The sequence below is a fragment of the Actinophytocola sp. genome (assembly GCF_009379765.1).
Taxonomy (GTDB): domain Bacteria; phylum Actinomycetota; class Actinomycetes; order Mycobacteriales; family Pseudonocardiaceae; genus Actinophytocola.
Genome location: NZ_WHTD01000075.1, coordinates 16,215 through 37,718, shown reverse-complemented (window position 1 = coordinate 37,718; position 21,504 = coordinate 16,215). Strand labels below are relative to the sequence as shown.

25 protein-coding genes are annotated in these 21,504 nt (G+C 71.5%); 17 read left to right on the top strand and 8 right to left on the bottom strand.

Annotation, left to right across the window (positions count from 1 at the left end):
* On the top strand, positions 1-697 hold a 697-nt coding region (locus GEV28_RS22585), incomplete at its 5' end, for a gamma-glutamyltransferase (protein ID WP_291414111.1).
* A gap of 223 nt (positions 698-920) precedes the next feature.
* On the opposite strand, the gene GEV28_RS22580 is transcribed toward GEV28_RS22585, so the two are convergent.
* Together GEV28_RS22580 and GEV28_RS22575 are read right to left on the bottom strand one after the other, a co-directional pair.
* Positions 921-2,012: a sulfite oxidase gene (locus GEV28_RS22580; protein WP_291414110.1), complete on the bottom strand. Its 1,092-nt coding sequence runs from the start codon at positions 2,010-2,012 to the stop codon at positions 921-923.
* Positions 2,013-2,040: 28 nt separating this feature from the next.
* Positions 2,041-2,337 carry a hypothetical protein gene (locus GEV28_RS22575; protein WP_291414109.1) on the bottom strand — a complete coding sequence of 99 codons (297 nt, stop codon included), beginning with the start codon at positions 2,335-2,337 and terminating at the stop codon, positions 2,041-2,043.
* A 101-nt stretch (positions 2,338-2,438) separates the two neighbouring features.
* Between GEV28_RS22575 and GEV28_RS22570 the strand changes: the two genes are divergently transcribed.
* The 8 genes from GEV28_RS22570 (at position 2,439) to nucS (ending at position 10,248) form a co-directional block, all read left to right on the top strand.
* Positions 2,439-4,463, top strand: a complete 2,025-nt coding sequence (locus GEV28_RS22570) for a protein meaA (protein ID WP_291414108.1) — start codon at positions 2,439-2,441, stop codon at positions 4,461-4,463.
* A gap of 4 nt (positions 4,464-4,467) precedes the next feature.
* Positions 4,468-5,361 carry a transporter substrate-binding domain-containing protein gene (locus GEV28_RS22565; protein WP_291414107.1) on the top strand — a complete coding sequence of 298 codons (894 nt, stop codon included), beginning with the start codon at positions 4,468-4,470 and terminating at the stop codon, positions 5,359-5,361.
* Positions 5,362-5,579: 218 nt separating this feature from the next.
* Positions 5,580-6,434 carry an ectoine/hydroxyectoine ABC transporter substrate-binding protein EhuB gene (ehuB, locus tag GEV28_RS22560; RefSeq protein ID WP_291414106.1) on the top strand — a complete coding sequence of 285 codons (855 nt, stop codon included), beginning with the start codon at positions 5,580-5,582 and terminating at the stop codon, positions 6,432-6,434.
* A 21-nt stretch (positions 6,435-6,455) separates the two neighbouring features.
* A complete protein-coding gene (gene ehuC / locus GEV28_RS22555; protein ID WP_291414105.1) occupies positions 6,456-7,208 on the top strand; it encodes an ectoine/hydroxyectoine ABC transporter permease subunit EhuC in 753 nt (250 codons plus the stop codon).
* Entirely contained in the window at positions 7,208-7,873 is a 666-nt protein-coding gene (ehuD, locus tag GEV28_RS22550) for an ectoine/hydroxyectoine ABC transporter permease subunit EhuD (protein WP_291414104.1), read from the top strand. The genes ehuC and ehuD overlap by 1 nt, the downstream gene beginning before the upstream one ends.
* A 25-nt stretch (positions 7,874-7,898) precedes the next feature.
* Positions 7,899-8,663: an ectoine/hydroxyectoine ABC transporter ATP-binding protein EhuA gene (gene ehuA / locus GEV28_RS22545; protein ID WP_291414113.1), complete on the top strand. Its 765-nt coding sequence runs from the start codon at positions 7,899-7,901 to the stop codon at positions 8,661-8,663.
* 18 nt (positions 8,664-8,681) lie between these two features.
* Entirely contained in the window at positions 8,682-9,449 is a 768-nt protein-coding gene (locus GEV28_RS22540; protein WP_291414103.1) for an enoyl-CoA hydratase-related protein, read from the top strand.
* A gap of 139 nt (positions 9,450-9,588) precedes the next feature.
* A complete protein-coding gene (gene nucS, locus GEV28_RS22535) occupies positions 9,589-10,248 on the top strand; it encodes an endonuclease NucS (RefSeq protein WP_291414102.1) in 660 nt (219 codons plus the stop codon).
* Here nucS and GEV28_RS22530 read toward each other — a convergent pair.
* Complete coding sequence (locus GEV28_RS22530; protein ID WP_291414101.1) at positions 10,245-10,508, bottom strand: hypothetical protein; 264 nt, start codon at positions 10,506-10,508, stop codon at positions 10,245-10,247. The genes nucS and GEV28_RS22530 overlap by 4 nt on opposite strands.
* A 225-nt stretch (positions 10,509-10,733) precedes the next feature.
* Between GEV28_RS22530 and GEV28_RS22525 the strand changes: the two genes are divergently transcribed.
* From GEV28_RS22525 to GEV28_RS22515, 3 genes are all read left to right on the top strand, one after another.
* Positions 10,734-11,720, top strand: coding sequence for a DUF3558 family protein (locus tag GEV28_RS22525; protein ID WP_291414100.1), 987 nt, complete (start codon positions 10,734-10,736; stop codon positions 11,718-11,720).
* Between the two features lie 46 nt (positions 11,721-11,766).
* A complete protein-coding gene (locus tag GEV28_RS22520) occupies positions 11,767-12,771 on the top strand; it encodes a DUF3558 family protein (protein ID WP_291414099.1) in 1,005 nt (334 codons plus the stop codon).
* 81 nt (positions 12,772-12,852) lie between these two features.
* Positions 12,853-14,631 (top strand): 3-hydroxyacyl-CoA dehydrogenase family protein, encoded by a 1,779-nt coding sequence (locus tag GEV28_RS22515; RefSeq protein WP_291414098.1) that lies wholly within the window; start codon positions 12,853-12,855, stop codon positions 14,629-14,631.
* Positions 14,632-14,641: 10 nt separating this feature from the next.
* Here the strand turns inward: GEV28_RS22515 and GEV28_RS22510 are convergent, their stop codons facing one another.
* On the bottom strand, positions 14,642-14,869 hold the full coding sequence (locus GEV28_RS22510) for a zinc ribbon domain-containing protein (protein WP_291414097.1): 228 nt from the start codon (positions 14,867-14,869) through the stop codon (positions 14,642-14,644).
* 35 nt (positions 14,870-14,904) lie between these two features.
* Here GEV28_RS22510 and GEV28_RS22505 point away from each other — a divergent pair, with 35 nt between their 5' ends.
* The 3 genes from GEV28_RS22505 to GEV28_RS22495 all read left to right on the top strand — a co-directional run bounded on the left by GEV28_RS22505 (position 14,905) and on the right by GEV28_RS22495 (position 16,340).
* Positions 14,905-15,204 (top strand): hypothetical protein, encoded by a 300-nt coding sequence (locus GEV28_RS22505; RefSeq protein WP_291414096.1) that lies wholly within the window; start codon positions 14,905-14,907, stop codon positions 15,202-15,204.
* Positions 15,205-15,481: 277 nt separating this feature from the next.
* Positions 15,482-15,778 carry a hypothetical protein gene (locus GEV28_RS22500; RefSeq protein WP_291414095.1) on the top strand — a complete coding sequence of 99 codons (297 nt, stop codon included), beginning with the start codon at positions 15,482-15,484 and terminating at the stop codon, positions 15,776-15,778.
* A gap of 109 nt (positions 15,779-15,887) precedes the next feature.
* On the top strand, positions 15,888-16,340 hold the full coding sequence (locus GEV28_RS22495; protein WP_291414094.1) for a DoxX family protein: 453 nt from the start codon (positions 15,888-15,890) through the stop codon (positions 16,338-16,340).
* On the opposite strand, the gene hisC is transcribed toward GEV28_RS22495, so the two are convergent.
* Positions 16,330-17,382: a histidinol-phosphate transaminase gene (gene hisC, locus GEV28_RS22490; protein WP_291414093.1), complete on the bottom strand. Its 1,053-nt coding sequence runs from the start codon at positions 17,380-17,382 to the stop codon at positions 16,330-16,332. The genes GEV28_RS22495 and hisC overlap by 11 nt on opposite strands.
* Positions 17,383-17,425: 43 nt before the next feature.
* Between hisC and GEV28_RS22485 the strand changes: the two genes are divergently transcribed.
* Positions 17,426-18,160, top strand: a complete 735-nt coding sequence (locus GEV28_RS22485) for an alpha/beta hydrolase (RefSeq protein WP_291414092.1) — start codon at positions 17,426-17,428, stop codon at positions 18,158-18,160.
* Positions 18,161-18,219: 59 nt separating this feature from the next.
* On the opposite strand, the gene GEV28_RS22480 is transcribed toward GEV28_RS22485, so the two are convergent.
* Together GEV28_RS22480 and GEV28_RS22475 are read right to left on the bottom strand one after the other, a co-directional pair.
* The gene (locus tag GEV28_RS22480; RefSeq protein WP_291414091.1) at positions 18,220-19,377 is read right to left on the bottom strand and encodes an adenylate/guanylate cyclase domain-containing protein; all 1,158 of its coding nucleotides are present in this window, start codon (positions 19,375-19,377) and stop codon (positions 18,220-18,222) included.
* Positions 19,374-19,826 (bottom strand): universal stress protein, encoded by a 453-nt coding sequence (locus tag GEV28_RS22475; RefSeq protein ID WP_291414090.1) that lies wholly within the window; start codon positions 19,824-19,826, stop codon positions 19,374-19,376. The genes GEV28_RS22480 and GEV28_RS22475 overlap by 4 nt, the downstream gene beginning before the upstream one ends.
* A 66-nt stretch (positions 19,827-19,892) precedes the next feature.
* On the opposite strand from GEV28_RS22475, the gene GEV28_RS22470 reads away from it, so the two are divergent.
* The gene (locus GEV28_RS22470; RefSeq protein ID WP_291414089.1) at positions 19,893-20,333 is read left to right on the top strand and encodes a nucleoside deaminase; all 441 of its coding nucleotides are present in this window, start codon (positions 19,893-19,895) and stop codon (positions 20,331-20,333) included.
* 67 nt (positions 20,334-20,400) lie between these two features.
* Here the strand turns inward: GEV28_RS22470 and GEV28_RS22465 are convergent, their stop codons facing one another.
* Positions 20,401-21,498: a chromosome segregation protein gene (locus tag GEV28_RS22465; protein WP_291414088.1), complete on the bottom strand. Its 1,098-nt coding sequence runs from the start codon at positions 21,496-21,498 to the stop codon at positions 20,401-20,403.
* Positions 21,499-21,504 lie beyond the last annotated feature (6 nt).

Below are 21,504 nucleotides of genomic sequence, written 5' to 3'. Positions count from 1 at the left end.
CGGCGCGGTGCCGCCCGGCGACCCCGACGGCGGCGCGTCCTGCCAGCCCGCCGCCGCGGTCACGCCCGACGGCAACCAGGGCGCGCACACCAACCACTTCGTGGTGAGCGACAAGTGGGGCAACGTCGTGTCGTACACGAACACGATCGAGCAGCTCGGCGGCAGCGGGATCGTCGTGCCGGGGCGGGGTTTCCTGCTCAACAACGAGCTGACGGACTTCAACTTCGCGCCCACGCAGGGCAGCGCGCCCGACCCGAACCTGGCCGCGCCGGGCAAGCGTCCGCGGTCGAGCATGTCGCCCACCATCGTGTTGCGGCACGGCAAGCCGTTCATGGCGGTCGGCTCGCCCGGTGGCGCCTCGATCATCACGACGGTGCTGCAGATCCTGGTCAACCGGGTGGACTTCGGCATGACCCTGCCGGACGCCATCGCCGCCCCGCGCGCCTCACAGCGCAACGCGGCGACCACCCAGGTCGAACCCGCGTTCCTGCAGGACTCGGCGGTGCCGGGGCTGCAGGCGCTGGGCCACGAGCTCGAGGTTCGCGACACGTCGCCGCTCGACCCGAACATCAAGATCAGTCCCGACATCGGTGTCGCGTCGGGACTGGAGTTCGTGGGCCACGGCAAGGTGATCGCCGCCGGCGAGCCGTCCCGCCGGGGCGGCAGCGCCGCCGGAGTGGTGCACCCCGCGCGCTGACCGAGATCGCGAGTGGCCGGGCTGCCCCTGCGGGTGGCCCGGCCGCCTCGTGGCCCGGCCGTGGCCTCCGGCCCCCCGGAATCCAGCCTACTGAGTGGCACCGACAGTTTCGGACCACAAACGCTGAGGCTGTGGACAACCGCGGCGGTGCCACCGGGTGCGCGGACTCGGCGGGACTCGGCGGGACTCGGTGAACTGAGCGGACTCAGCGAACTGAGTAGGCTCAGCGGACGGTGACCGGGACCCGTTGGACCATGTTGTTGGCCATTCCCTGCATGTTCCACGGCGGGTCCACCGGCTGGTCGCCCTCCGCGTCGGTGGCTCGGGCGCACAGCTCGTACTCGCCCGGGGCCGCTTGCCACGTCGCGGTCCAGGAGTGCCACGCGTGCCGTTCCGTCGCCGGGCCCAGCGTCGCCGTCGTCCACGACGCGCCGCCGTCGGTGCTCAGGGAGACCGCGGTCAGCGGGGCTCGGCCGGACCAGGCTCGACCGGACAGGGTCACCTGGCCGGCGTCCAGCACGCGGCGGCGGGTCATGAAGTCGGGGAAGCCGGGCGGGATCACCAGGGCGCGCGGCTGGATCCGGGTCACCGGCTCGCCGCCGCCGGGGGAGTCGGCGGACTGGCGCAGTCGGTAGGCCACCGCGTTCTGGAAGCCGGTGAACGGCGCGTCCGACACGGTGATCTCGCGCAGCCACTTCACGTGCGCCATCCCGTACCAGCCGGGAACGATCAGCCGCACCGGCGCGCCGTGCTGCGGCGGCAGCGGGGCGCCGTTCATCTCGTAGGCCAGCAGCACGTCCTCGGACAAGGCGTCCGGCAGGGACAGCGCGCGCTGGTAGTCCTGCTCCACGCCGCGCTCGGTGCCGTGGTCGTGGCCGGTGAACGCCACGTCGACCGCGCCGTCGAGCACGCCGGCCTCCCGCAGCAGCGGCGCCAAGGAAGTGCCGGTCCACCGCGCGGTCCCGACGGCCTCGTCGAGCCACGGTTGGCTCACCGGGCGGGGGACCAGCCGCGCCCGGCCGTTGCCGGCGCATTCCAGGGTCACGGTGCGCGACACCGCCGGGCGAGCCCGCAGTGCCGCGAGGTCCAACACCAGCGGCGACCGGACGTGGCCGCCGACCCGGAGCTGCCAGGAGGCCGGGTCGATGAACGGGATGTCGTAGTGGACCAGCAGGTAGTGCAGCCCGGGCGGCGTGACGTCGTAGCGCAACGCCTCCAGCGGCATCCCGTGGTTGCGGGCCGCCAACCGGAGCTCGTCCAGGGACACGGCCTCGTCCGGTGCGGCGATGCGCGCCGCTTCGCCGGCAACAGTCATGCGGCCAGACTCTCACCCGGAAATGCGGTCAGGAAGGGTTCTGGTGCAGCAGCACGTCGATCGCGGCCGCCTCGTCGGCCGGGAAGACCAGGATCCGCAGGCCGACGCCGTCCTCGGCCGGGACCGTGGTCGCGGCGACGCCGGCCTCCTTGAGCTGCGACTCGACCACGCGCGCCGCCGTCGACGACGGCACCTTCGCCACCTCGCGCAGCAGGCCGTAGTCCTTCCGGTGCGCCCTGTCCGTGTCGAGACTGGACGCCCACCGCAGGACCAGCGCCAGCAGGCCGAGGACCACCAGCAGGATCAGCAGGGTGTAGTAGCCCACGCGGACATTGTCGCAAGAGCCTGCGGCGTTCACCACAACATCTGCCGCCGGGGTTACCGGCCAGTACTCTCAGGAGACCGACGGGTCAACGGAGGTGTCCGATGCCGTATCCGACCGACGACGAGCGGGACCGCCCGTGGGTGATGCGGACCTACGCCGGCCATTCCTCGGCCGCGGCGTCCAACCTGCTCTACCGGCGCAACCTCGCCAAGGGGCAGACCGGCCTGTCGGTCGCCTTCGACCTGCCGACGCAGACCGGCTACGACCCCGACCACGTCCTGTCCCGCGGCGAGGTCGGCAAGGTCGGCGTCCCGGTCAGCCACATCGGCGACATGCGCCAGCTCTTCGACGGCATCCCGCTGGCCGAGGCCAACACCTCGATGACGATCAACGCCACCGCCATGTGGCTGTTCGCCCTCTACGTCTCGCTCGCCCAGGAGCAGGCCGACGCCGACGGCGCGGACTGGCACGAGGTCGTCGCCGAGCTGGCCGGCACCACCCAGAACGACATCATCAAGGAGTACCTCTCCCGCGGCACCTATGTCTTCCCACCCGGCCCGAGCCTGCGACTCATCACCGACATGGTCGCCTGGACCGTCGCCAACGTGCCGAGGTGGAACCCCACCAACATCTGCAGCTACCACCTGCAGGAGGCCGGCGCGACGCCGGTCCAGGAGGTCGCCTACGCGATGTGCACGGCCATCGCCGTGCTCGACGCCGTCCGCGACTCCGGGCAGGTGCCGCGGGACAAGATGGGTGACGTCGTCGCGCGCATCTCCTTCTTCGTCAACGCGGGCGTGCGGTTCGTCGAGGAGATGTGCAAGATGCGTGCCTTCGCCGAGCTGTGGGACGAGGTCACCCGCGACCGCTACAGCGTCGAGAACGCCAAGCACCGCCGGTTCCGCTACGGCGTGCAGGTCAACTCGCTCGGCCTCACCGAGGCGCAGCCGGAGAACAACGTGCAGCGCATCGTGCTCGAGATGCTCGCGGTCTCCTTGTCCCGCAAGGCCCGTGCCCGCGCGATCCAGCTGCCCGCGTGGAACGAGGCGCTCGGCCTGCCCCGCCCGTGGGACCAGCAGTGGGCGCTGCGCATGCAGCAGGTGCTCGCCTACGAGACGGATCTGCTGGAGTACGAGGACATCTTCGACGGCTCGCCGGTGATCCAGTCCAAAGTGGACGAGATCGTGACCGGCGCCCGCGCGGAGATCGCCCGGGTGCAGGAGATGGGTGGCGCGGTCGCCGCGGTCGAGAGCGGCTACATGAAGACCCAGCTCGTCAGCTCGCTGGTCGAGCGGCGCCGGCGCATCGAGGCCGGCGAGGAGGTCGTCGTCGGCGTGAACCGCTTCGACACCACCGAGGAGAGCCCGCTCGAGGGCGAGGGCGTCATCGAGACGATCAAGCCAGAGGTCGAGCGCGAAGCCGTCGAGGCGATCGAGCGCTGGCGCGCCCAGCGCAACGAGTCCGAGGTGGACAAGGCGCTGGAGCTCCTGACCTCCGCCGCGCGCACCGACGCCAACCTCATGGACGCCACCCTCCAGTGCGCCAGGGCCGGGGTCACCACCGGCGAGTGGGCAGGCGCGCTGCGCGACGTGTTCGGCGAGTACCGGGCGCCGACCGGGGTGTCCGGCGCGTCCGCGGGCGGCGAGGCCTCCGGCGAGCTCGCCACCGTCCGCGACCGGGTCCGCGCCACCGGCGACGAGCTCGGCGGCCGGCTGCGCATGCTCGTCGGCAAGCCCGGCCTCGACGGCCACTCCAACGGCGCCGAGCAGATCGCCGTGCGCGCCCGCGACGTCGGCTTCGAGGTCGTCTACCAGGGCATTCGGCTCACCCCGGAACAGATCGTGGCCGCCGCGGTGCAGGAGGGCGTGCACGTCGTCGGCCTGTCGATCCTGTCCGGCTCGCACCTCGCGGTCGTGCCGCAGGTGGTCGACGGGCTGCGCGCCGCGGGTGCCGGGGACGTGCCGGTCGTGGTCGGCGGCATCGTCCCGCCCCAGGACGCCCAGGTCCTGCGCGAGCGCGGCGTCGCTAGGGTGTTCACGCCCAAGGACTACGAGCTCACCGAGATCATGAACGAGATCGTGGACGTGGTCCGCGCGGCGAACGGCATTCCCACGACCTCGGGGTGACCACATGGCCTGGACGCGGCGCCAGTTCCTTTACCGCACAACGGTTCTCGGCGCGGCGGCTGCGGCGGGCTGCTCGTCGCGGGTCGGCGGCGACCCGGTGGCCGACCCCGCGGCCCGCCCGGCCGGGCCCGAGCCGACGAGCTCCGAACCGTCGGCCCCGGAGCGGACCACCATCGGCATCCTGTCCTACCGGCCTTACACCGTCGAGGACGGCGGCGAGGTCGCCGGTCCGGTGCCCGAGGTCGCCCGCGCGGTGCTCGACGCGCTCGGCGTGACCGACGTCAAGATCCAGGTCGTGCGGGACGAGGCCGTGCTCCAGGCGGGCATCGCGGCTGGGCAGTTCGACCTCGTCGGCGGCCTCACCATCCGCCCCGACCTGTGCGGTGACCTGGAGTTCTCCGTGCCCGACCACGTGTCGCTCACCGCGTTCGTCGTCCCGGCCGCCAACCCCAAGGGCCTGAAGACCTACGCCGAGGTGGCGGCGACCGGCGCCAAGCTCGGCGTCATGGGCGGCCTGCCCGAGGAGCAGGACGCGCGGACGGGCGGTGTGCCGCAGGCGAACATCGTGGCGCTGCCGGATCCGGCCGTGCTGCTGAACGCCGTGCGCAGCGGCGAGGTCGACTGCGCGGCGTTCGACGACATCACGCTGCGCGACATGGTGAAGACCCAGGGTGAGGGCGTGGCGGTGACCGACCCGTTCCGACCGCCGGACCGGTTGCCGTGGGTAGGTGCCTACGCGTTCCCCGAGGGCTCCGAGCTGCTGACGTCGTTCAACAACCGGCTGCGTGACCTGCACGAAAGCGGCGTCTGGCTGCAGATCGTGGCGCCGTACGGGTTCACCGAGCACAACGCGCCGCCGGCCGATCTGACCACGGAAAAGGTCTGCGCGGGCGGCTGAGCGGCGAACCGTCAGCATTTCGCAAGATTGTCCGTGGACGCGAGGTCTCGGTTTGCTAACGGCCTTCTTTGATCTTTCGTCGGCCTTTGACCCGTTCAGACGATGCCCCTACGTTCGGTGGTCTCCAAACGATGCATACGCGCGCTGGGTACGAAAAGGACTGACGAACGATGGCGATGGCAAATTGGACACGGCGGGACTTCTTCAGGTTCAGCGCGGTGACGGGTGTGGTCGCCCTCGGCGGCCCGGCGGTGCTGGCGGGCTGCTCGGAGGTGCCGGAGGCCGGTGCGGGCGGGACGCTGCAGCGGGTCAAGGACGCCGGTTCGATCAAGGTCGGCATCGCCGGCGAGGTGCCCTACGGCTACACCGAGGGTGACAAGGTCACCGGCGAGGCGCCCGAGGTCGCGAAGGCCGTGTTCAAGGCCATCGGCATCGACAATGTCGAGGCCACCCAGGTCGAGTTCGGCCAGCTGATCCAGGCGCTCAACGCCGGTCAGTACGACATGGTGGCCGCCGGCATGGCGATCCTGCCCGACCGCTGCGAGAACGCCCAGTTCTCCGCGGTCGACTACGTCACCCCGACCGCGTTCATGGTGCCGAAGGGCAACCCGAAGGGCATCAACAACTTCGACGACCTCAAGGCCAAGGGCGAGACGATCGCGGTTCTGTCCGGCACCGTGGAGCAGTCCGTGGCCGAGGCGCTCGGCATCCCGTCCGACAAGATCCAGCCCTATGACGGGCAGCCGGAGCTGTTCCAGGCGCTGAAGGGCGGCCGGGCCTATTGCGGCGCGCTGACCGACATCTCGCTGCGCCGGCTCCTGGAGGACAACTCGGACGCGCCGTTCGAGGTGACCGAGGGGTTCGTGCCGACGATCGACGGCAAGGAGCAGATCCAGGCCGGCGGCTTCGTGTTCCGCAAGGGCGACGACGACCTCGTCGACGCGTTCAACACCGAGCTGACGAAGCTGCAGGAGAGCGGCGAATGGTTGAAGATCGTCGAGCCGTTCGGGTTCACCGCGGACAACGAGGTGCCTGACGACGTGAAGACCGAGAAGCTCTGCGAGGCGGCCTGAGGCGCACGGTAGACGCGGATCATGTTTGACAACGTGCCCCTGTTCGTCGAGACGATTCTCGACGGGCTGCTGCTGACCCTGGAGGCGACGGTCGGCGGCATCCTGATCGCGGCCGTGCTGTCGTTCGTGTTCGGACTCGCGATGCTGTCGCGGTCCCGGACGGTCCGCGTGGTCGCCCGGATCTACGTCGAGGTCTGGCGCGGCACGTCCGAGGTGGTCCAGCTGATCTGGATCTACTTCGTGCTGCCGGTGCTGGTCGGCTACCAGATCGTCCCGCTGGTGGCCGGCATCGTGGTGCTGGGCCTGAACTTCGGCGCGTACGGCGCCGAGGTCGTCCGCGGTGCCGTCAACGCGGTACCCAGGGCCCAGTACGAGGGCGCGATCGCGCTGAGCCTGACGCCGGCGCAGCGGATGCGGCGGGTGATCCTGCCGCAGGTACTGGTCGATATGGTGCCGCCGTTCAACAACCTGTTCATCCAGCTGCTCAAGGGCAGCGCGCTGCTGACGATCATCACCGTGCACGAGATGACCTACCAGGCCCGTGAGGTGCTGGTGGAGAACTTCATCTCGCAGGCGTGGCTGATCTGGCTGTTGGTGCTGCTGTTCTACCTCGTCCTGGCGGTCCTGATCACCACCGGAATGAAGTACCTCGAACGGCGCGCGGGCCGAATCGTCGGCCGCCGGCCGAGCAAGCAAGCTCGTGCCAAGGCCCTCGCGGTGCCGGCCGAGGCCGGCGCCGGAGCCGGAGCCGGCTCGTTGGGGGGGACGCCCTGATGAACGAGACCTGGAGCTGGGACAACGCCTGGGAGGTCTTCCCCGATATCGTCGGGCAGGGGCTGCTGGTCACCATTCAGGTGACCGTGCTCGCCTCGATCGTGGCCTACGTGCTCGGCCTGGGGCTCGCCCTGCTGCGCCGGTCGCGGCTGCGCGTCGTCAGCCGCGTCACCTGGGCGTTCATCGAGTTCATCCGCAGCACGCCGCTGATCGTTCAGGTCTTCTTCATGTTCTTCGTCCTGCCGGACCTGGGTCTGAAGTTCGACGCGGTGACGACCGGGGTGATCACCATCGGCCTGCACTACGCGACCTACACCGCGGAGGTGTACCGAGCCGGGATCGAGGCCGTGCCGCCGGGACAGTGGGAGGCGGCGACCGCGCTCAGCCTGCCGCGCGGCCGGACCTGGACCAAGGTGATCCTGCCGCAGGCCATTCCGCGAGTGCTCCCCGCGCTGGGCAACTACTCGATCTCCCTGCTCAAGGAGACGCCGATCCTGCTGACCATCGGCGTGCTGGACATCGTCGGCGCGGCCTACCAGGCCGGGTCGCGGGCGTTCCGGTACGTCGAACCGATCACCATCGCCGGTGTCCTGTTCCTCGTGCTGAGCCTCGCAGCATCCCTACTCGTCCGATGGTTGGAGCGCCGTGTCGCAGCAAGGCCCTGAGGTCGCCGGCGGTGCGACCGACGTCATGATCCAGTTCGACGGCGTGGTCAAGAGGTTCGGTCCGGTCACCGTGCTCGACGAGCTGAACTTCTCGGTCAGGCCGGGGGAGTTCGTCACGCTGATCGGGCCGAGCGGCTCGGGCAAGACGACGATCCTGCGGCTGCTGATGACCCTGGAGACGGTCACTGGCGGCGCGATCTACGTGGACGGCGAGTGCCTGAGCCACATGCGCCGCGGCGACCGGATGGAGCCCGCCGACGACAAGCACCAGCGGGTGGTCCGCAAGCGGATCGGCATGGTGTTCCAGCAGTTCAACCTGTTCCCGAACATGAAGGTGCTGCAGAACCTCACCGAGGCGCCGATCCGGGTGCTCGGCCTGTCCCGCGCGGAGGCCGAGGAGCGGGCGCGCGAGCTGCTGGACCTGGTGGGGCTGAGCGAGAAGGTCAACGCGCACCCCAGCCAGCTCTCCGGCGGCCAGCAGCAGCGGGTGGCGATCGCCCGCGCGCTCGCGATGCGGCCGGACGTGCTGCTGCTCGACGAGGTGACCTCCGCGCTCGACCCGGAGCTCGTGGCCGGCGTGCTGGCGCTGCTCAAGGACATCGCGCGGACCACGGACATCACGTTCCTGTGCGTGACCCACGAGATGAACTTCGCGCGGGACGTGTCCGACCGGGTGCTGATGTTCGACGGCGGCCAGATCGTCGAGGACGCGCCGCCGGACAAGCTGTTCACCGAGCCCGACCACGAGCGGACGCGCACGTTCCTCCAGGCGGTGCTCGGCCGGGGCTAGACGGCTACCGTCGGGGGCATGTACGAGCACCTGCTGGTCAAGACCGACGGGGACACGGTCCGGATCACGATGAACCGGCCGTCCCGGCGCAACTCGCTGTCGTTCGAACACCTGACCGAGCTGCTGGCGGCGTTCCGCGACGTCGGGTCGTCGCCGGCGACCGGGGTGGTGCTGGCCGGCGAGGGCCCGGTGTTCTCGGCCGGTCACGACTTCGGCGACGTGGCGTCCCGGGACCTGGTCGGCGTGCGTGACCTGCTTCGGCTGTGCACGGAGCTGATGCGCACGATCCAGTCGGTGCCGCAGGTCGTGATCGCCCGGGTGCACGGCTTGGCCACGGCCGCGGGCTGTCAGCTGGTGGCCTCCTGCGACCTCGCCGTGGCGTCGTCGTCAGCGGGTTTCGCCCTGCCCGGCGGCAAGGGCGGCTGGTTCTGCCACACGCCCGCGGTGCCGGTGGCCCGGTCCGTCGGCCGCAAGCGCCTGATGGAGCTGGTGCTGACCGGTGACGCCGTCGACGCGGCGACCGCGCTGGACTGGGGCCTGGTGAACCGCGTGGTGTCCGACGGCGACCTGGACGCCGCCGTCGACGACCTGCTGGCCCGGGCGACCCGGGGAAGCCGGGCGAGTAAGGCGATCGGCAAGCAGACCGTCTACGCCCAGCTCGACCGCCCGGAGGCGGATGCGTACGCCGTCGCCCTCGAGGTGATGGCGGCGGCGTCCCAACTGCCCGGCGCCCGCGAGGGCATGGCCGCGTTCCTGGAGAAGCGCAAGCCCGACTGGCCCGACTAGCGCGCCGGCATGCCCTGAACGACGCGCTCAGGGCGCTCGACGTCCCGTGCGACGCGTTCGAGGCGTCGAACCCGCGCCGAGCGGGTCCAGGCGGCGGTGCTCGCGAAGGATGCGGGACTGGTCGGCTAGCCTGCGCTGCGTGCGTCTCGTGATCGCTCGCTGCCAGGTCGACTACGCCGGCCGGCTCACCGCTCATCTGCCCATGGCGACCCGGCTGCTGCTGGTGAAGGCCGACGGCTCGGTGTCCGTGCACTCGGACGACCGGGCCTACAAGCCGCTGAACTGGATGAGCCCGCCGTGCTGGCTCACCGAGGAGCCGGGCACGTGGACCGTGGCCAACAAGGCGGGCGAGAAGCTGGTGATCACGCTCGAGGAGGTCGTGCATGACTCGGCGCACGAGATGGGTGCCGAGCCGGGACTGGTGAAGGACGGGGTGGAGGCCCACCTGCAGGCGCTGCTGGCCGAGCACATCACCACCCTGGGCGAGGGCTACTCGCTGGTCCGCCGCGAGTACCCCACCGCGATCGGCCCGGTGGACATCCTGTGCCGCGACTCCGGCGGCACGACGGTCGCCGTGGAGATCAAGCGCCGCGGCGAGATGGACGGGGTCGAGCAGCTGACCCGCTACTTGGACCTGCTGAACCGGGACCCGCTGCTGGCGCCGGTGCAGGGGGTGTTCGCCGCCCAGCAGATCAAGCCCCAGGCCAAGACCCTGGCCGAGGACCGCGGCATCCGTTGCGTCACCCTGGACTACGACGCCCTCCGCGGCATGGACTCCGACGAGTTCCGCCTCTTTTAGCCGCGGCCGCTCAGAAGGCCCACTCCCAGCCGCCGAAGCTGTCTCCCGGCAGCTGCAGCAGCTGCAGCAGCAGGATGGCCGCTGGTGCGCATCGAGTCGACGGTCACGCCGACGTACTGCGACCACGGCGCCGTCCCGCCCATGGGGATGAGGTCTGAGCCGCGGAGGCAGGTGTAGACGCCGATCCCCGGGTCCGCGGTCTCGGTGATGCCATCGGGGCCGACGACCTGGATCCTGTCGATGGTGACGGTGACCGCCACGAGTGCACGGCGTCGGTGCTGGCCCCGCCTGCGACCCGGGCCTCGCCGGGGTCGTGGTGGCGCAGCCGGCGAGCAGCGCGACGAGCGCGGTCAACGCGTAGGTGAGTCGTCCGGGCAAGGGGCACCGTCCTGGGTCGTCGCGGGGGCGGTCGCTCCCGGGCTGCCCGATGTGTCAGTTCCGCGGGTCGGCGCACACCATCGACGTCTACTGGATACGGTGCACCTGTGAGGGGAACCCTGCTGGCCGCGACGGCCGTCGCCGTCATGGTGGTCGTCGCCGGGTGTGGGGGTGACGTCGACACGACCAAGGTCACCTACACTCGCACCACCGTGCCCGCGGGCCAGGCCAACACCGGCGGCGCCACCGAGACCGGCACGCCGCGGTCCGACGACCCCGCCTTCACCATCGACAAGCTCCGCCTGGTCGAGCCGTGCGAGCTGCTGACCGAGGACCTCCTCGCGAGCGTCGGCAAACCGGCCGACAACACGCGCGGCGGCTTCAGCGAGTGCTCCAACTACATGGAGGACGCCGACGGCGAGGACCTCAGCATCACGCTGACCCTCGGCGACAGCGTCACCAACGCCGCCGACGCCGACCAGAACATCGGCGGGCTGCCGGCGATGGAGAGCAAGCTCGACTCCGGCGACGCCTGCTTCATCACCGTCGTCACCTCGACCTCGCCCAACTTCGGACTCGTCATCCAGGCCGGCGGCAGCGCCAAGGACCTCTGCAAGGCCGGTCGGACCGTCATGGCCGGCGTCGTCGAGGCGATCCGCGCCGACCCTCCAGAGTACGACGCGGCCAAGGGCACGCTGCTCTCCGTCGACCCGTGCGCGGCGCTCGACGAGGCCGCGCTGACCGCCGCACTCGGCGCTGACGACGAGGGCGCTCCGTACAACCTGCACTGGTGCAACTGGTCCGGCGAGTCCGCCAACCTCGGCCTCTGGTTCCGCCTCGGCTTCGACCCCGAGGAAGGCGGCTCCGACGCCAAGCCGGTCGACCTCGGCGGTGGCGTCACCGGCTACCAGGAGGCCACCACCTCCGACGTCGCGAGCTGCGAGCTCCAGTTCGCGCACCGGCCGTTCGACAGCGAGGACAGCGAGATCGTCCACCTGTTCTACGACAAGTCGGAACCCGCGAAGGGTGAGGACCCGTGCGTGGCCCCGCAGGCGCTCGCGAAAAAGCTGATTGCCACCCTGCCGAAACCCTGACGTGGGACCATTTCCCTACGGTACGAGCGGTAGGGACGTGATCTGGTTGGCGAAGTCTGGATTGGGCGCGGTGCTCGCCGTGGCCGTGCTCGGGGTGTCGGCCCTCGCCGGCTGCAGCGCTCGGGTCGGCGGCGAGCCGGTGGCGGCCACCACGATCAGCGAACCGCCCGAACCCACCGCCGAGAACGTGCTGGGCGACCTCTCCACGATCGATCCGTGCAGCCTCACCGACCCGGAGGCGTTCGAGTCGTTCGGCACCACCGAGCTCGCCACCCCGGAGTCGCTCGACTACTGCGCGATCTCCATCGAGCCCTCGGCGGATGTGCAGGTCATCATCTCGGTCGGCCTGCTCGGCGAGCTCAGCGACACCCCGGAGCTCGAGAGCAAGAAGAGCGACGAGCTCGACAACGGCTTGTACACCGCGCGCCGTGACGACAGCCCCGGCTTCTGCTCCCAGGCACTCGTGTTCGTCGACGAGATCACTCTCGACGTCGGCAGCTCGACCTACCAGGGCGACTCGCCGGACACCTGCCCCATGGTCGAGGCCGGCATGGCGAAGGTCCTCGAGGTCATCGACGAGAACGGCGTGAAGCACCGGGAGCCGGAGCCGGACTCGCTGGTCTCGGTCGACCCGTGCGCACTGGTCGACGACGAGACGGTCACCGCCCTGCCCGGGTTCGCCGCGGCGAAGCGCCGCGAGTACCCGGCCCACCACCAGTGCTACTGGGAGACCTCGTCGGACGAGAGCCGGCTGAGCGTCCGACTCGTGTTCGGTGCCGGCCCGCAGCCCACCACCTGGGCGCCCACCGGCGCGAACAGCGACCCGATCGCGGGCAGGCCGTCGGTCACCAACCCGTTCCCGGAGGCCGGGACCTCGGCGTTCTGCTCGGTGGACAGCGGGCACATCCCGTTCGAGGAGGTCGACGTCACGGAGGACATCGTCGAGCTCGCGTCGGTGTTCGTGCGGACGCCGACGGGGCAGGTCGACGCCGGCTGCCAAGCCGCGGTCGCGGTCGCCACGAAGGTGTGGCCCCGGCTGCCGACCCCGTGAGCCCCGACACGACCGTGCGCGGCCGTTGTTACTGACAGGTAGCATCCGGCCTACCCGGTTTGTCGGTCTCCGGAGGTAGCGATGACGCGCGAGCTCGGATGTGTCGGAGTGGTCGGGCTGGGCACCATGGGTGCCGGGATCGCCGAGGTGGTGGCCCGGACGGGCATCCGGGTGATCGGGGTCGAGCTCGACCAGGACTGCGTCGACCGGGCCCGCGAGCACCTCGAGTACTCGACCGAGCGCGCGCTGTCCGGCGGCAAGCTCGACGCGGCCGCGCGCACCGCGCTCCTCGACCGGATCAGCTTCACCACCTCGCTCGCCGACCTCGCCGACGCGGACCTCGTCGTCGAGGCGATCCCGGAGAGCCTCGAGCTCAAGGCCCGGGTGTTCACCGAGCTGGAGGAGGTGTGCCGGCCGGACGTGATCCTCGCGTCGAACACGTCCTCGCTGTCGGTCACCGAGATCGGGGTGCACACCGGCCGGCCGGGCAAGGTCGTCGGGCTGCACTTCTTCAACCCCGCGCCGGTGCTCAAGCTGGTGGAGATCGTGCGCACGGTCGTCACCGAGCCGGACGTGGTCGCCGACGTCGAGGCGTTCGCGCGCAAGCTCGGCAAGGAGCCGGTGGTGATCGGCGACCGGGCCGGGTTCATCGCGAACGCGCTGCTGTTCGGCTACCTCAACCACGCGGTGTCGATGTACGAGTCGCGTTACGCCACCCGGGAGGACCTCGACGCGGCGATGCGGTTCGGCTGCGGCTACCCGATGGGGCCGCTGGCGCTGCTGGACCTGATCGGGCTGGACACCGCCTACGAGATCCTCGAGACGATGTACCGCCAGTCGCGCAACCGCTTGCACGCGCCCGCGCCGATCCTGCGGCAGATGATCACCGCGGGGCTGCTCGGCCGCAAGTCCGGGCGCGGCTTCTACACCTACGACGGGCTCGACTCGCCGGTCGTGGTGCCCGACGTGCTCACGCCCGCGCCGGCGGGGGGGACCGAGGTGTCCACACGGGACGTTCAGCGGGTCGGCGTGGTCGGCACCGGCACGATGGCGACCGGCATCGTGGAAGTGTTCGCCAAGAAGGGTTTCGACACGGTGCTGCGAGCCCGCACCGCGGACAGGGCCACCGCGGCGCTCGCCGCGGTGCGCAAGTCGCTGGACCGCCAGGTGGTCAAGGGTCGTCTGTCCGAAGAGGACCGCGAGGCGGTGCTGGGCCGGATCCGCGGCGTGGTCGACCTCGACGAGCTGGCCGACTGCGATCTCGTCGTCGAGGCGGTGGCCGAGGAGCTGTCGATCAAGCGGGCGGTGTTCGGCGCGCTGGACGAGGTGGTCAAGCCCGGCGCGGTCCTCGCCACCACCACGTCGTCGCTACCGGTGATCGAGTGCGCGGCGGCGACCTCGCGGCCATCGGACGTCGTGGGGCTGCACTTCTTCAACCCGGCGCCGGTGATGAAGCTGGTGGAGATCGTCTCCACGATCGCGACCGCCGAGGATGTCGTCGCGACCGCGCGAGCGGTGTGCCGGAAGGTCGGCAAGCACCCGGTGCACTGCTCGGACCGGGCGGGGTTCATCGTGAACGCGCTGCTGTTCCCGTACCTGAACGACGCGGTGAAGATGCTGGAGGCGCACTACGCGGACGCCGACGACATCGACACCGCGATGAAGGTCGGGTGCGGGTTGCCGATGGGCCCGTTCGAGCTGCTGGACGTGGTCGGCCTGGACGTGTCGCTGGCGATCGAGCGCACGCTGTACTACGAGTTCCGCGACGCCGGGTTCGCGCCCGCGCCGCTGCTGGAGCACCTCGTCACCGCGGGCCGGCTGGGTCGCAAGACGGGGAAGGGCTTCCGGGACTACAGCTGACCCGTCTCGGTCAGCCGCAGCCGCATGCGCCACCGCAGCATCCGCCACCGCCACCGCCGCCCACGGGCATGCGCGCCCCCTCGCCCCCGGCGGCGCCGGTGAGCGCGATGGTGGAGAGCAGCTTGACGGTGTTCGGGTGGCCGTCCGGGCAGGGCGCGGGGTCGGCGGAGGCGCTCATGGGGCGCTGGACGTCGAAGGTCTGCGCGCACTCGTGGCAGCGGAACTCGTATGTCGGCACGGGTCCATTGTGCCCTGCCGCTACCGTGGCTTGTCGTGCCTCGTCGTAACCGGGACCGGCGCGCCCGCCGCCCGGAGCCATCTCCCCCTCCCTCCGCCGGCTGGCAGCAGCTCGAGGCGGCTACGGACGGCGACTGGCTGGTCCGCCGCATCCCCGGCACCCAGACGACGAAGACGTACCGCTGCCCGGGCTGCGACCACGAGATCCGCCCCGGCACCGCCCACGTGGTGGTGTGGCCCGCGGACGACACAGGAGGCGTCGCGGACCGCCGCCACTGGCACGAGTCCTGCTGGAACGCCCGGCACAGGCGCCGCCCGACGAGCAGGTTCTGGTAGCTCCCGGGCCTATGTAAGAGCGGGGTGCTCCTCTCTCCTGCCGCGCCGGCCTGGCCGGTCACGGTGACCCGGGCGACTGGACCCCCAATCGACAATCGCCCGGACCGGCAGGAGAGATGCGCGCTGCTCGCGCTGTGTAGTTGTGCTGCTTCAGGATGCCTCAGGTTCGGTACTTCGGCACGCTCTCGCCGAAAAATCTTGAAGCCGGATGTCTTTCCGGCCGTCGCTGCTTCGACGTATCTGTGATGGAGCCCGACGGCACAGATCGGAGAGTCCGGTGTCTCACCCACTCGGTTCGCTCGCGGACAACCTGACCGCCTACGCGATCTACGCGACCGCGCAGGCCGAGATGCGGCACGCCTACTCGCTGATCGACGCCGGCGACTACCTCGCCGCCGCGGCGGCGATCGACTCGGCGGCGAGGGCCGCGGAGGTCCTCGCCAACGTCAGCGCCTCGGCCGCCACGGAGCGGACCGCGCACTGGCGGCGCGTCACCTCCGCCCGGCGCCAATTCGCCACGCGGGCCAGGGCGCACGCAGGCCAGGCCGCCCGACCCCAGCTGGTCGCCGCCTGACCCACCCTCGCCGAGTGAGCCGCGACCCTCGTTTGACCTGCGGAAACTACGGTGAGAGTGCGGCGACCGGCCGCGGCATGACCACTCCCGCGGAAGGGACGACCCAGCCATGACCGCCACCCTGCACCCCACCGAAGCCACCGCCGCCACCAGTGCCACGACACCGAAGCTGCAGGCCGGCGTCCTCGGCGTGACCCGCGTGGTCGTGTCGTTCCTGTTCGTCTGCCACGGTCTGGTCGGCCTGCTCGGGCTGTTCGGCGGCCTCGACGGCCGGGGTGGCGCCGCCGCGCTCGGCGCCTGGCCGGGCTGGTGGGCGGCCGCGGTCGAGGTGCTGGCCGGCGCGCTCGTCGGCCTCGGCCTGCTCGCCAGGCCCGCCGCCGTGCTCTGCTCCGGCGCGATGGCCTACGCCTACTTCACCGTCCATCAGCCGGACGCGCTGCTGCCCATCGCCAACCACGGCGAGCCCGCCGCGATGTTCTGCTGGGTCTTCCTGCTGTACGCGGTCCTCGGCCCTGGCGCGTTCGCGCTCGACAACCTGCGGAGCAAGCGGCTCAGCCGGTGAACGAGCGGGCTGCCGCGAGGAACGCGTCGTTCTCCTCCGGCAGCCCGACGGTCACCCGCGCGCCCTCGCCGACGAACGCGCGGACCACGACCTTCTGCTCCAGGCAGTGCTCGTTGAACGCGGCGGTCCGCTCGCCGAGCGGCAGCCACACGAAGTTGGCCTGCGACGCCGGCACCTCGAAGCCCATCTCCAGCAACGCCGCGTGCACCCGCTCGCGCTCGACCGTCACCGGCTCGCACCGGGCGAGCAGCTCGTCGGCGGCGTCCATGGCGGCGACCGCCGCGGCCTGGGCCACCCGCGAGACCGAGAACGGGATGCCGACCTTGCGTACCCCGCTCGTGATCTCCGGCGACGCGACCGAGTAGCCGACCCGGATGCCGGCCAGCCCGTAGGCCTTGGAGAACGTCCGGATCACGGCCAGGTTGTCCCGGCCCTCGACCAGCGCCAGCCCGTCCGGCAGGTCGGCGGCGGTGACGAACTCGCGGTAGGCCTCGTCCAGCACGACCAGCACGTGGTCGGGCACCGCGTCGAGGAAGCGCGCCAGCTCGGCGGTGTACAGCGCGGTGCCGGTGGGGTTGTTCGGGTTGGCGATGAACACCACCCGCGTGTTGTCGGTGATCGCGGCGAGCATCGCGGCGAGGTCGTGGCGGTAGTCGGCGGTCAGCGGCACCCGGACCGGCACGGCGCCCGCGATCTGCGTGACGATCGGGTAGGCCTCGAACGAGCGCCACGCGAACACGACCTCCTGGCCGTCCGTGCACATGGCCTGCACGAGCTGCTGGCACAAGCTCACCGAGCCGCAGCCGATCGCGAGCCGCTCCTCCGGCACGCCGACGTACGCGGACGTCCTGGCGAGCAGGTCGTCGTTGGCCATCTGCGGGTACCGGTTGGCGCCCGCGGCCGCCTCGGCCATCGCGGCGAGTACCGACGGCGGCGTCGGGGTGGAGACCTCGTTGCTGGACAGCACGATCGCGCCGGGGATCTTGCGCCCGGGGATGTAGTCCGGGAGGTTGGCGAGGTCGGCTCGGACGGTAGGGGCCATGCCCCGCATCATGTCATTCGGCGGTGTTGGATGTGACGTGCACATGAGTGACCCTGTCGTGTTGTTGCACGCGTTCCCGCTCGACTCGCGGATGTGGGACGGCCTCCGATCCGCCACCGGCGATCGGATCATCACGCCCGACCTGCCGGGCTTCGGCGCCGCGCCGCCGGTCGGCGGGCCCGACCTCGGGCTCGCCGCCGCCGCGCTGCTCGACGACCTCGACCGGCTCGGCGTCGAGCGGGCGGTCCTCGGCGGGTGCTCGATGGGCGGCTACGTGGCGATGGCGGTGCTGCGGGCCGCGCCCTCGCGGGTGAGCGGGCTGGTCCTGGTCGACACGAAGGCGACGGCCGACACGGAGGCCGCGCGGGAGAACAGGGTCGCGGTGGCCGCGCGGGCCGAGGCCGAGGGGATCGGCTGGCTGGCCGACTCGATGCTCACCAACCTGCTCGGCGCCACGACGCTGGAGAAGCGCCCGGACGTCGAGGTGACGCTGCGCGCGCTGATCGCCGACCAGGACCCGGCGGCGGTCGCCTGGGCGCAGCGGGCGATGGCCGCCCGCCCCGACTCCCTCGACCTGCTGCGCGCGTCCGGCGTGCCGGCGCTCGTCGTGCGCGGCGCCGAGGACGCGCTGATCCCGCGCCAAGAAGCCGTGCTGATGGCCGACGCGCTGGAGGTCGAGCTGGTGGAGATCGCCGGCGCCGGGCACCTGGCGCCGCTCGAGACCCCGGACGAGGTCGCGTCGGCGGTCGCCCGCTGGCTCGCCGGCCCGATGCCCTGAACGACGCGCCCGGGACGTCGAACGCCCCGAGTGCGTCGTTCAGGGCATGCCCGACTCGATCAAGCCCGGTCGTGCCGGCGGCGGCGCCGTGCGCGGCGGTGCCGGTCGTCGTCCGGTTCCAGGGGGATGTGCGGCTCTTCGTGCTCGTCGGTGTGGTCGTCGGTGTCGCCGACCAGGGCCAGCAGCTCGGCGGTGAGCCGCTGGGCGGACTCGGCCAGCGAGGGCGGCTCGTCGCCGGCGCGGCGCAGGCTCGCCGAGCGCAGCCGGGCGTAGCCGCGGACCGACACCGGCCGGCGCGGGCGGACCGCGTAGCCCTCCTCGTCGGCGAGGACCTCGGACAGCTCGCGGTCGACCAGCACGGTGCCGGGGCGGGCGATGCCGGTGAGCCGGCTCGCGATGTTGACCACCGAACCGTAGACGTCGCCGAACCGGTTGAGCACCCGGCCGAGCGCGAGGCCGGCCCGCAGCGACGGCACATCGGGGTCCTGCTCGGCGCGTTCCAGCAGGGTCAGCGCGATCTCGGCGCCCTCGGTGGGGGAGTCGGCCACGAACAGGACCTCGTCGCCGAGCATCTTGACGATCCGGCCGTGGTTGTCCGCGACGACCTCGGCGGCGAGCGCGTCGAAGCGGTCGACCACGGCGACGAGCTCGGCCTCGGTGGAGCGCCGGGTGAGGCTCGTGAAGCCGACCATGTCCGCGAACCCGACGACCTGCCGGCGCTCGTCGATGTCCTCGTCGGACGACACGAGCATCCGCACCGAGTACGCGGCGAGGTGCCGCCGCCACACGAAGTCCTGCAGCTGCTCCAGGTCCGGCGCGAGGTGCTCGACGAGCCGGGCGAGCTGGCGCTCGTCGGCGAGCTCGGGGTTGGCGGCCACGACGTCACGCAGCATCAGGACCTGGGACTCGGCGAGCCGGGACATGTGCTGGCCGATCATCCGCGCGCTGGAGATCGCCACTGCGGGGTCGATGATGCCGGCCTGGATCAGCTCGTTGGCGATGCGCAGCGCGCGGATGTCGCCGTCGGTGAACACCGCGGCGTCGTCCGCGGCGGTGGCGAAGCCGAGTGCGCGCCACAGCGCGGTGGCGCGCTCCGCGGGTACGCCGGAACGCTCGGCGACCTCGGCGCGGGTGTACTGGCGGGCGCCGCCGAGCAGGATGCGCTCGATGCGCTGCTGCAGGGCCTCCAGCCGCTCGTCGGCCCGCGGTTCGGTCACGTGGTGTGGACGATGAGGACGTCGACCTTCGACTTGCGGGCCGCCTCGGAGGGGACCGAGCCGAGGATGCGCCCGGCGAGCGTGTTCAGCCCGCGGTTGCCCACGACGAGCAGGTCGGCGGACCGCTCGACGACCACCTTGGACAGCGTCGGCACGGGCTCGCCGTCCACGACGACCGTGTCGATCTTGGTGGCGCCCACCTTCCTGGCCCGCTCGGCGGCGGTGCGCACGGAGTCCTCGGCCGGCGTGGACCCGACGACCTGGTAGGCGGCGTCCGGCCCGAGCTCGTCCTGCGCCTTGGTGACGTCGTCCGGCCGGGCGGGGTGGTAGGCACACGCGATGACGAGCGTGGCGCCACTGTCCGCGGCGATCCGCGCGGCGCGGTCGACCGCCGCGTAGGAGGAGTCCGAGCCGTCCGTGCCGACGACCACGGTCTGGTAAGCCGCCATGTTGCCTCCGGTTATCTACTCGCGGGTAAACCTACCGTGCCGGGCAACCCGATCGCAGAATGAGGCATGGATCTTGCGGGGATGCTCGACGTGGCGGTCGACGAGGCGCGGCGCGGGCTCGACGAGGGCGGGATCCCGATCGGCGCGGCGCTGTTCGGCCCCGGCGGGGAGCTCCTCGGCCGCGGCCACAACCGCCGCGTGCAGGACGGCGACCCGTCGATGCACGCCGAGACGGCGGCGTTCCGCAACGCGGGCCGGCGCCGGCACTACCGCGACACGACGATGGTCACGACGCTGTCGCCGTGCTGGTACTGCAGCGGCCTGGTCCGCCAGTTCGCGATCGGGCGGGTGGTCATCGGCGAGGCGACCACGTACCACGGCGGCCACGACTGGCTGGCCGAGCACGGGGTGGAGATCTCGCTGGTGGATGACGCGCGGTGCGTGGAGCTGATGACGACGTTCATCGCCGACCACCCGGACCTCTGGTTCGAGGACATCGGCGAGTAGCACTGCCCGAACGGTCCTGAACGTTGGACTCGCGGGTTCTGGCGGTTGGACTCGCGGGGGTTGTGGGTCAGCGGGTGAGGCGTCGGGTGGCGGCTTGGGCCACCTCGGCGGGGAGGTCGGCCGGGGCGTCACTGCCCGTGCCGCCGGCCTCCCAGTGCTCCTTGGGCGGGCCGGGCAGCGGGTTGCGCTCCCGGGGCGCAGGGCTGGGCTTGTCCGCGGTGACCGTGTCCTTCTCCTCCGGCAGTGCCTCGAACGCCGGCGCGGCGATGTCCAGGTGCTCGTGCGCGTCGGCGACCAGGTCGCGGGCCGAGGCGAGCTGCTCGGCCACCCGGGTCCGCAGCTGGCGCAGCGCCTTGACCCGCTGCGCGGCGTGGCTGATCCGCCGGTTGGACTCCTCGGTGGCCTCCCGGACCCGCCGGTGCGCCTCGTCCGACGCCTCCTGCAGGCGGGCGGTGGACTCGGTGATGGCCTCGTGCCGGCGCCGGTTGGCCTCCTCGGTTGCCTCGCGCACCCGGCGCTCGGCCTCCGACTTGGACGTGGCCTCCTGCTCGGCGAGCGCGCGCATCGACTCGGTGCGCCGCGACGCCATCGCGATCTCGAAGTCCTCCTCGACGGCGACCCGGCGCTGCTCGCCCTCGGCGTCGAGCCGGGTGCGCTCGGCCTCTGCCGTCGAGGTGATCTCGGCCGCCTCGGCCTCGGCCTTCTCGATGACCTCGCGGTGCTCGGCCTCCATGGCCGCGCGCCGCTCGGCGAGCTCGGCCAGCTGCTTCTCGTACTGCTGGCGCAGCTGCGCGGCGTCGGCCTCGGCCTTGGTGCGGATGTGCTCGGCCTCGGCCGCGGCCTTGGCGTTGACCTCCTCGCGCTCCTCCTGGGCGAGGCGCAGCATGCGCTGCAGCCGCTCGGACAGGCCGGCCATCGTGGTCGGCGGCAGCGACAGGCGTTCGATCTGACCGCGAAGGTCGTCGATGCTGGTGCGGGCCACCTCGAGCTGCGCGGTGAGCTCGGCCGCCTGCGCCGAGGCCGCGTTGCGGTCGGCGGCGAGCAGCTTCAGCTGACCGTCCAGCTGCTCGAGGTGCTCCTCCACCTGCATGCGGCTGTAACCCCGCTTGGTGATGTCGAAGCCGGCACCCAGCGGTACGAGATCGCGCTCCTCACCTAACGCCATGCGCCC

Coding starts and splice junctions, on each gene's coding strand:
- GEV28_RS22580 (WP_291414110.1), bottom strand. CDS start 2,012: ATGACTGTTGCCGGCGAAGCGGCGCGCATCGCCGCACCGGACGAGGCC.
- GEV28_RS22570 (WP_291414108.1), top strand. CDS start 2,439: ATGCCGTATCCGACCGACGACGAGCGGGACCGCCCGTGGGTGATGCGG.
- GEV28_RS22565 (WP_291414107.1), top strand. CDS start 4,468: ATGGCCTGGACGCGGCGCCAGTTCCTTTACCGCACAACGGTTCTCGGC.
- ehuC (WP_291414105.1), top strand. CDS start 6,456: ATGTTTGACAACGTGCCCCTGTTCGTCGAGACGATTCTCGACGGGCTG.
- ehuD (WP_291414104.1), top strand. CDS start 7,208: ATGAACGAGACCTGGAGCTGGGACAACGCCTGGGAGGTCTTCCCCGAT.
- ehuA (WP_291414113.1), top strand. CDS start 7,899: ATGATCCAGTTCGACGGCGTGGTCAAGAGGTTCGGTCCGGTCACCGTG.
- GEV28_RS22540 (WP_291414103.1), top strand. CDS start 8,682: ATGTACGAGCACCTGCTGGTCAAGACCGACGGGGACACGGTCCGGATC.
- GEV28_RS22515 (WP_291414098.1), top strand. CDS start 12,853: ATGACGCGCGAGCTCGGATGTGTCGGAGTGGTCGGGCTGGGCACCATG.
- GEV28_RS22495 (WP_291414094.1), top strand. CDS start 15,888: ATGACCGCCACCCTGCACCCCACCGAAGCCACCGCCGCCACCAGTGCC.
- hisC (WP_291414093.1), bottom strand. CDS start 17,382: ATGGCCCCTACCGTCCGAGCCGACCTCGCCAACCTCCCGGACTACATC.
- GEV28_RS22485 (WP_291414092.1), top strand. CDS start 17,426: ATGAGTGACCCTGTCGTGTTGTTGCACGCGTTCCCGCTCGACTCGCGG.
- GEV28_RS22475 (WP_291414090.1), bottom strand. CDS start 19,826: ATGGCGGCTTACCAGACCGTGGTCGTCGGCACGGACGGCTCGGACTCC.
- GEV28_RS22470 (WP_291414089.1), top strand. CDS start 19,893: ATGGATCTTGCGGGGATGCTCGACGTGGCGGTCGACGAGGCGCGGCGC.
- GEV28_RS22465 (WP_291414088.1), bottom strand. CDS start 21,498: ATGGCGTTAGGTGAGGAGCGCGATCTCGTACCGCTGGGTGCCGGCTTC.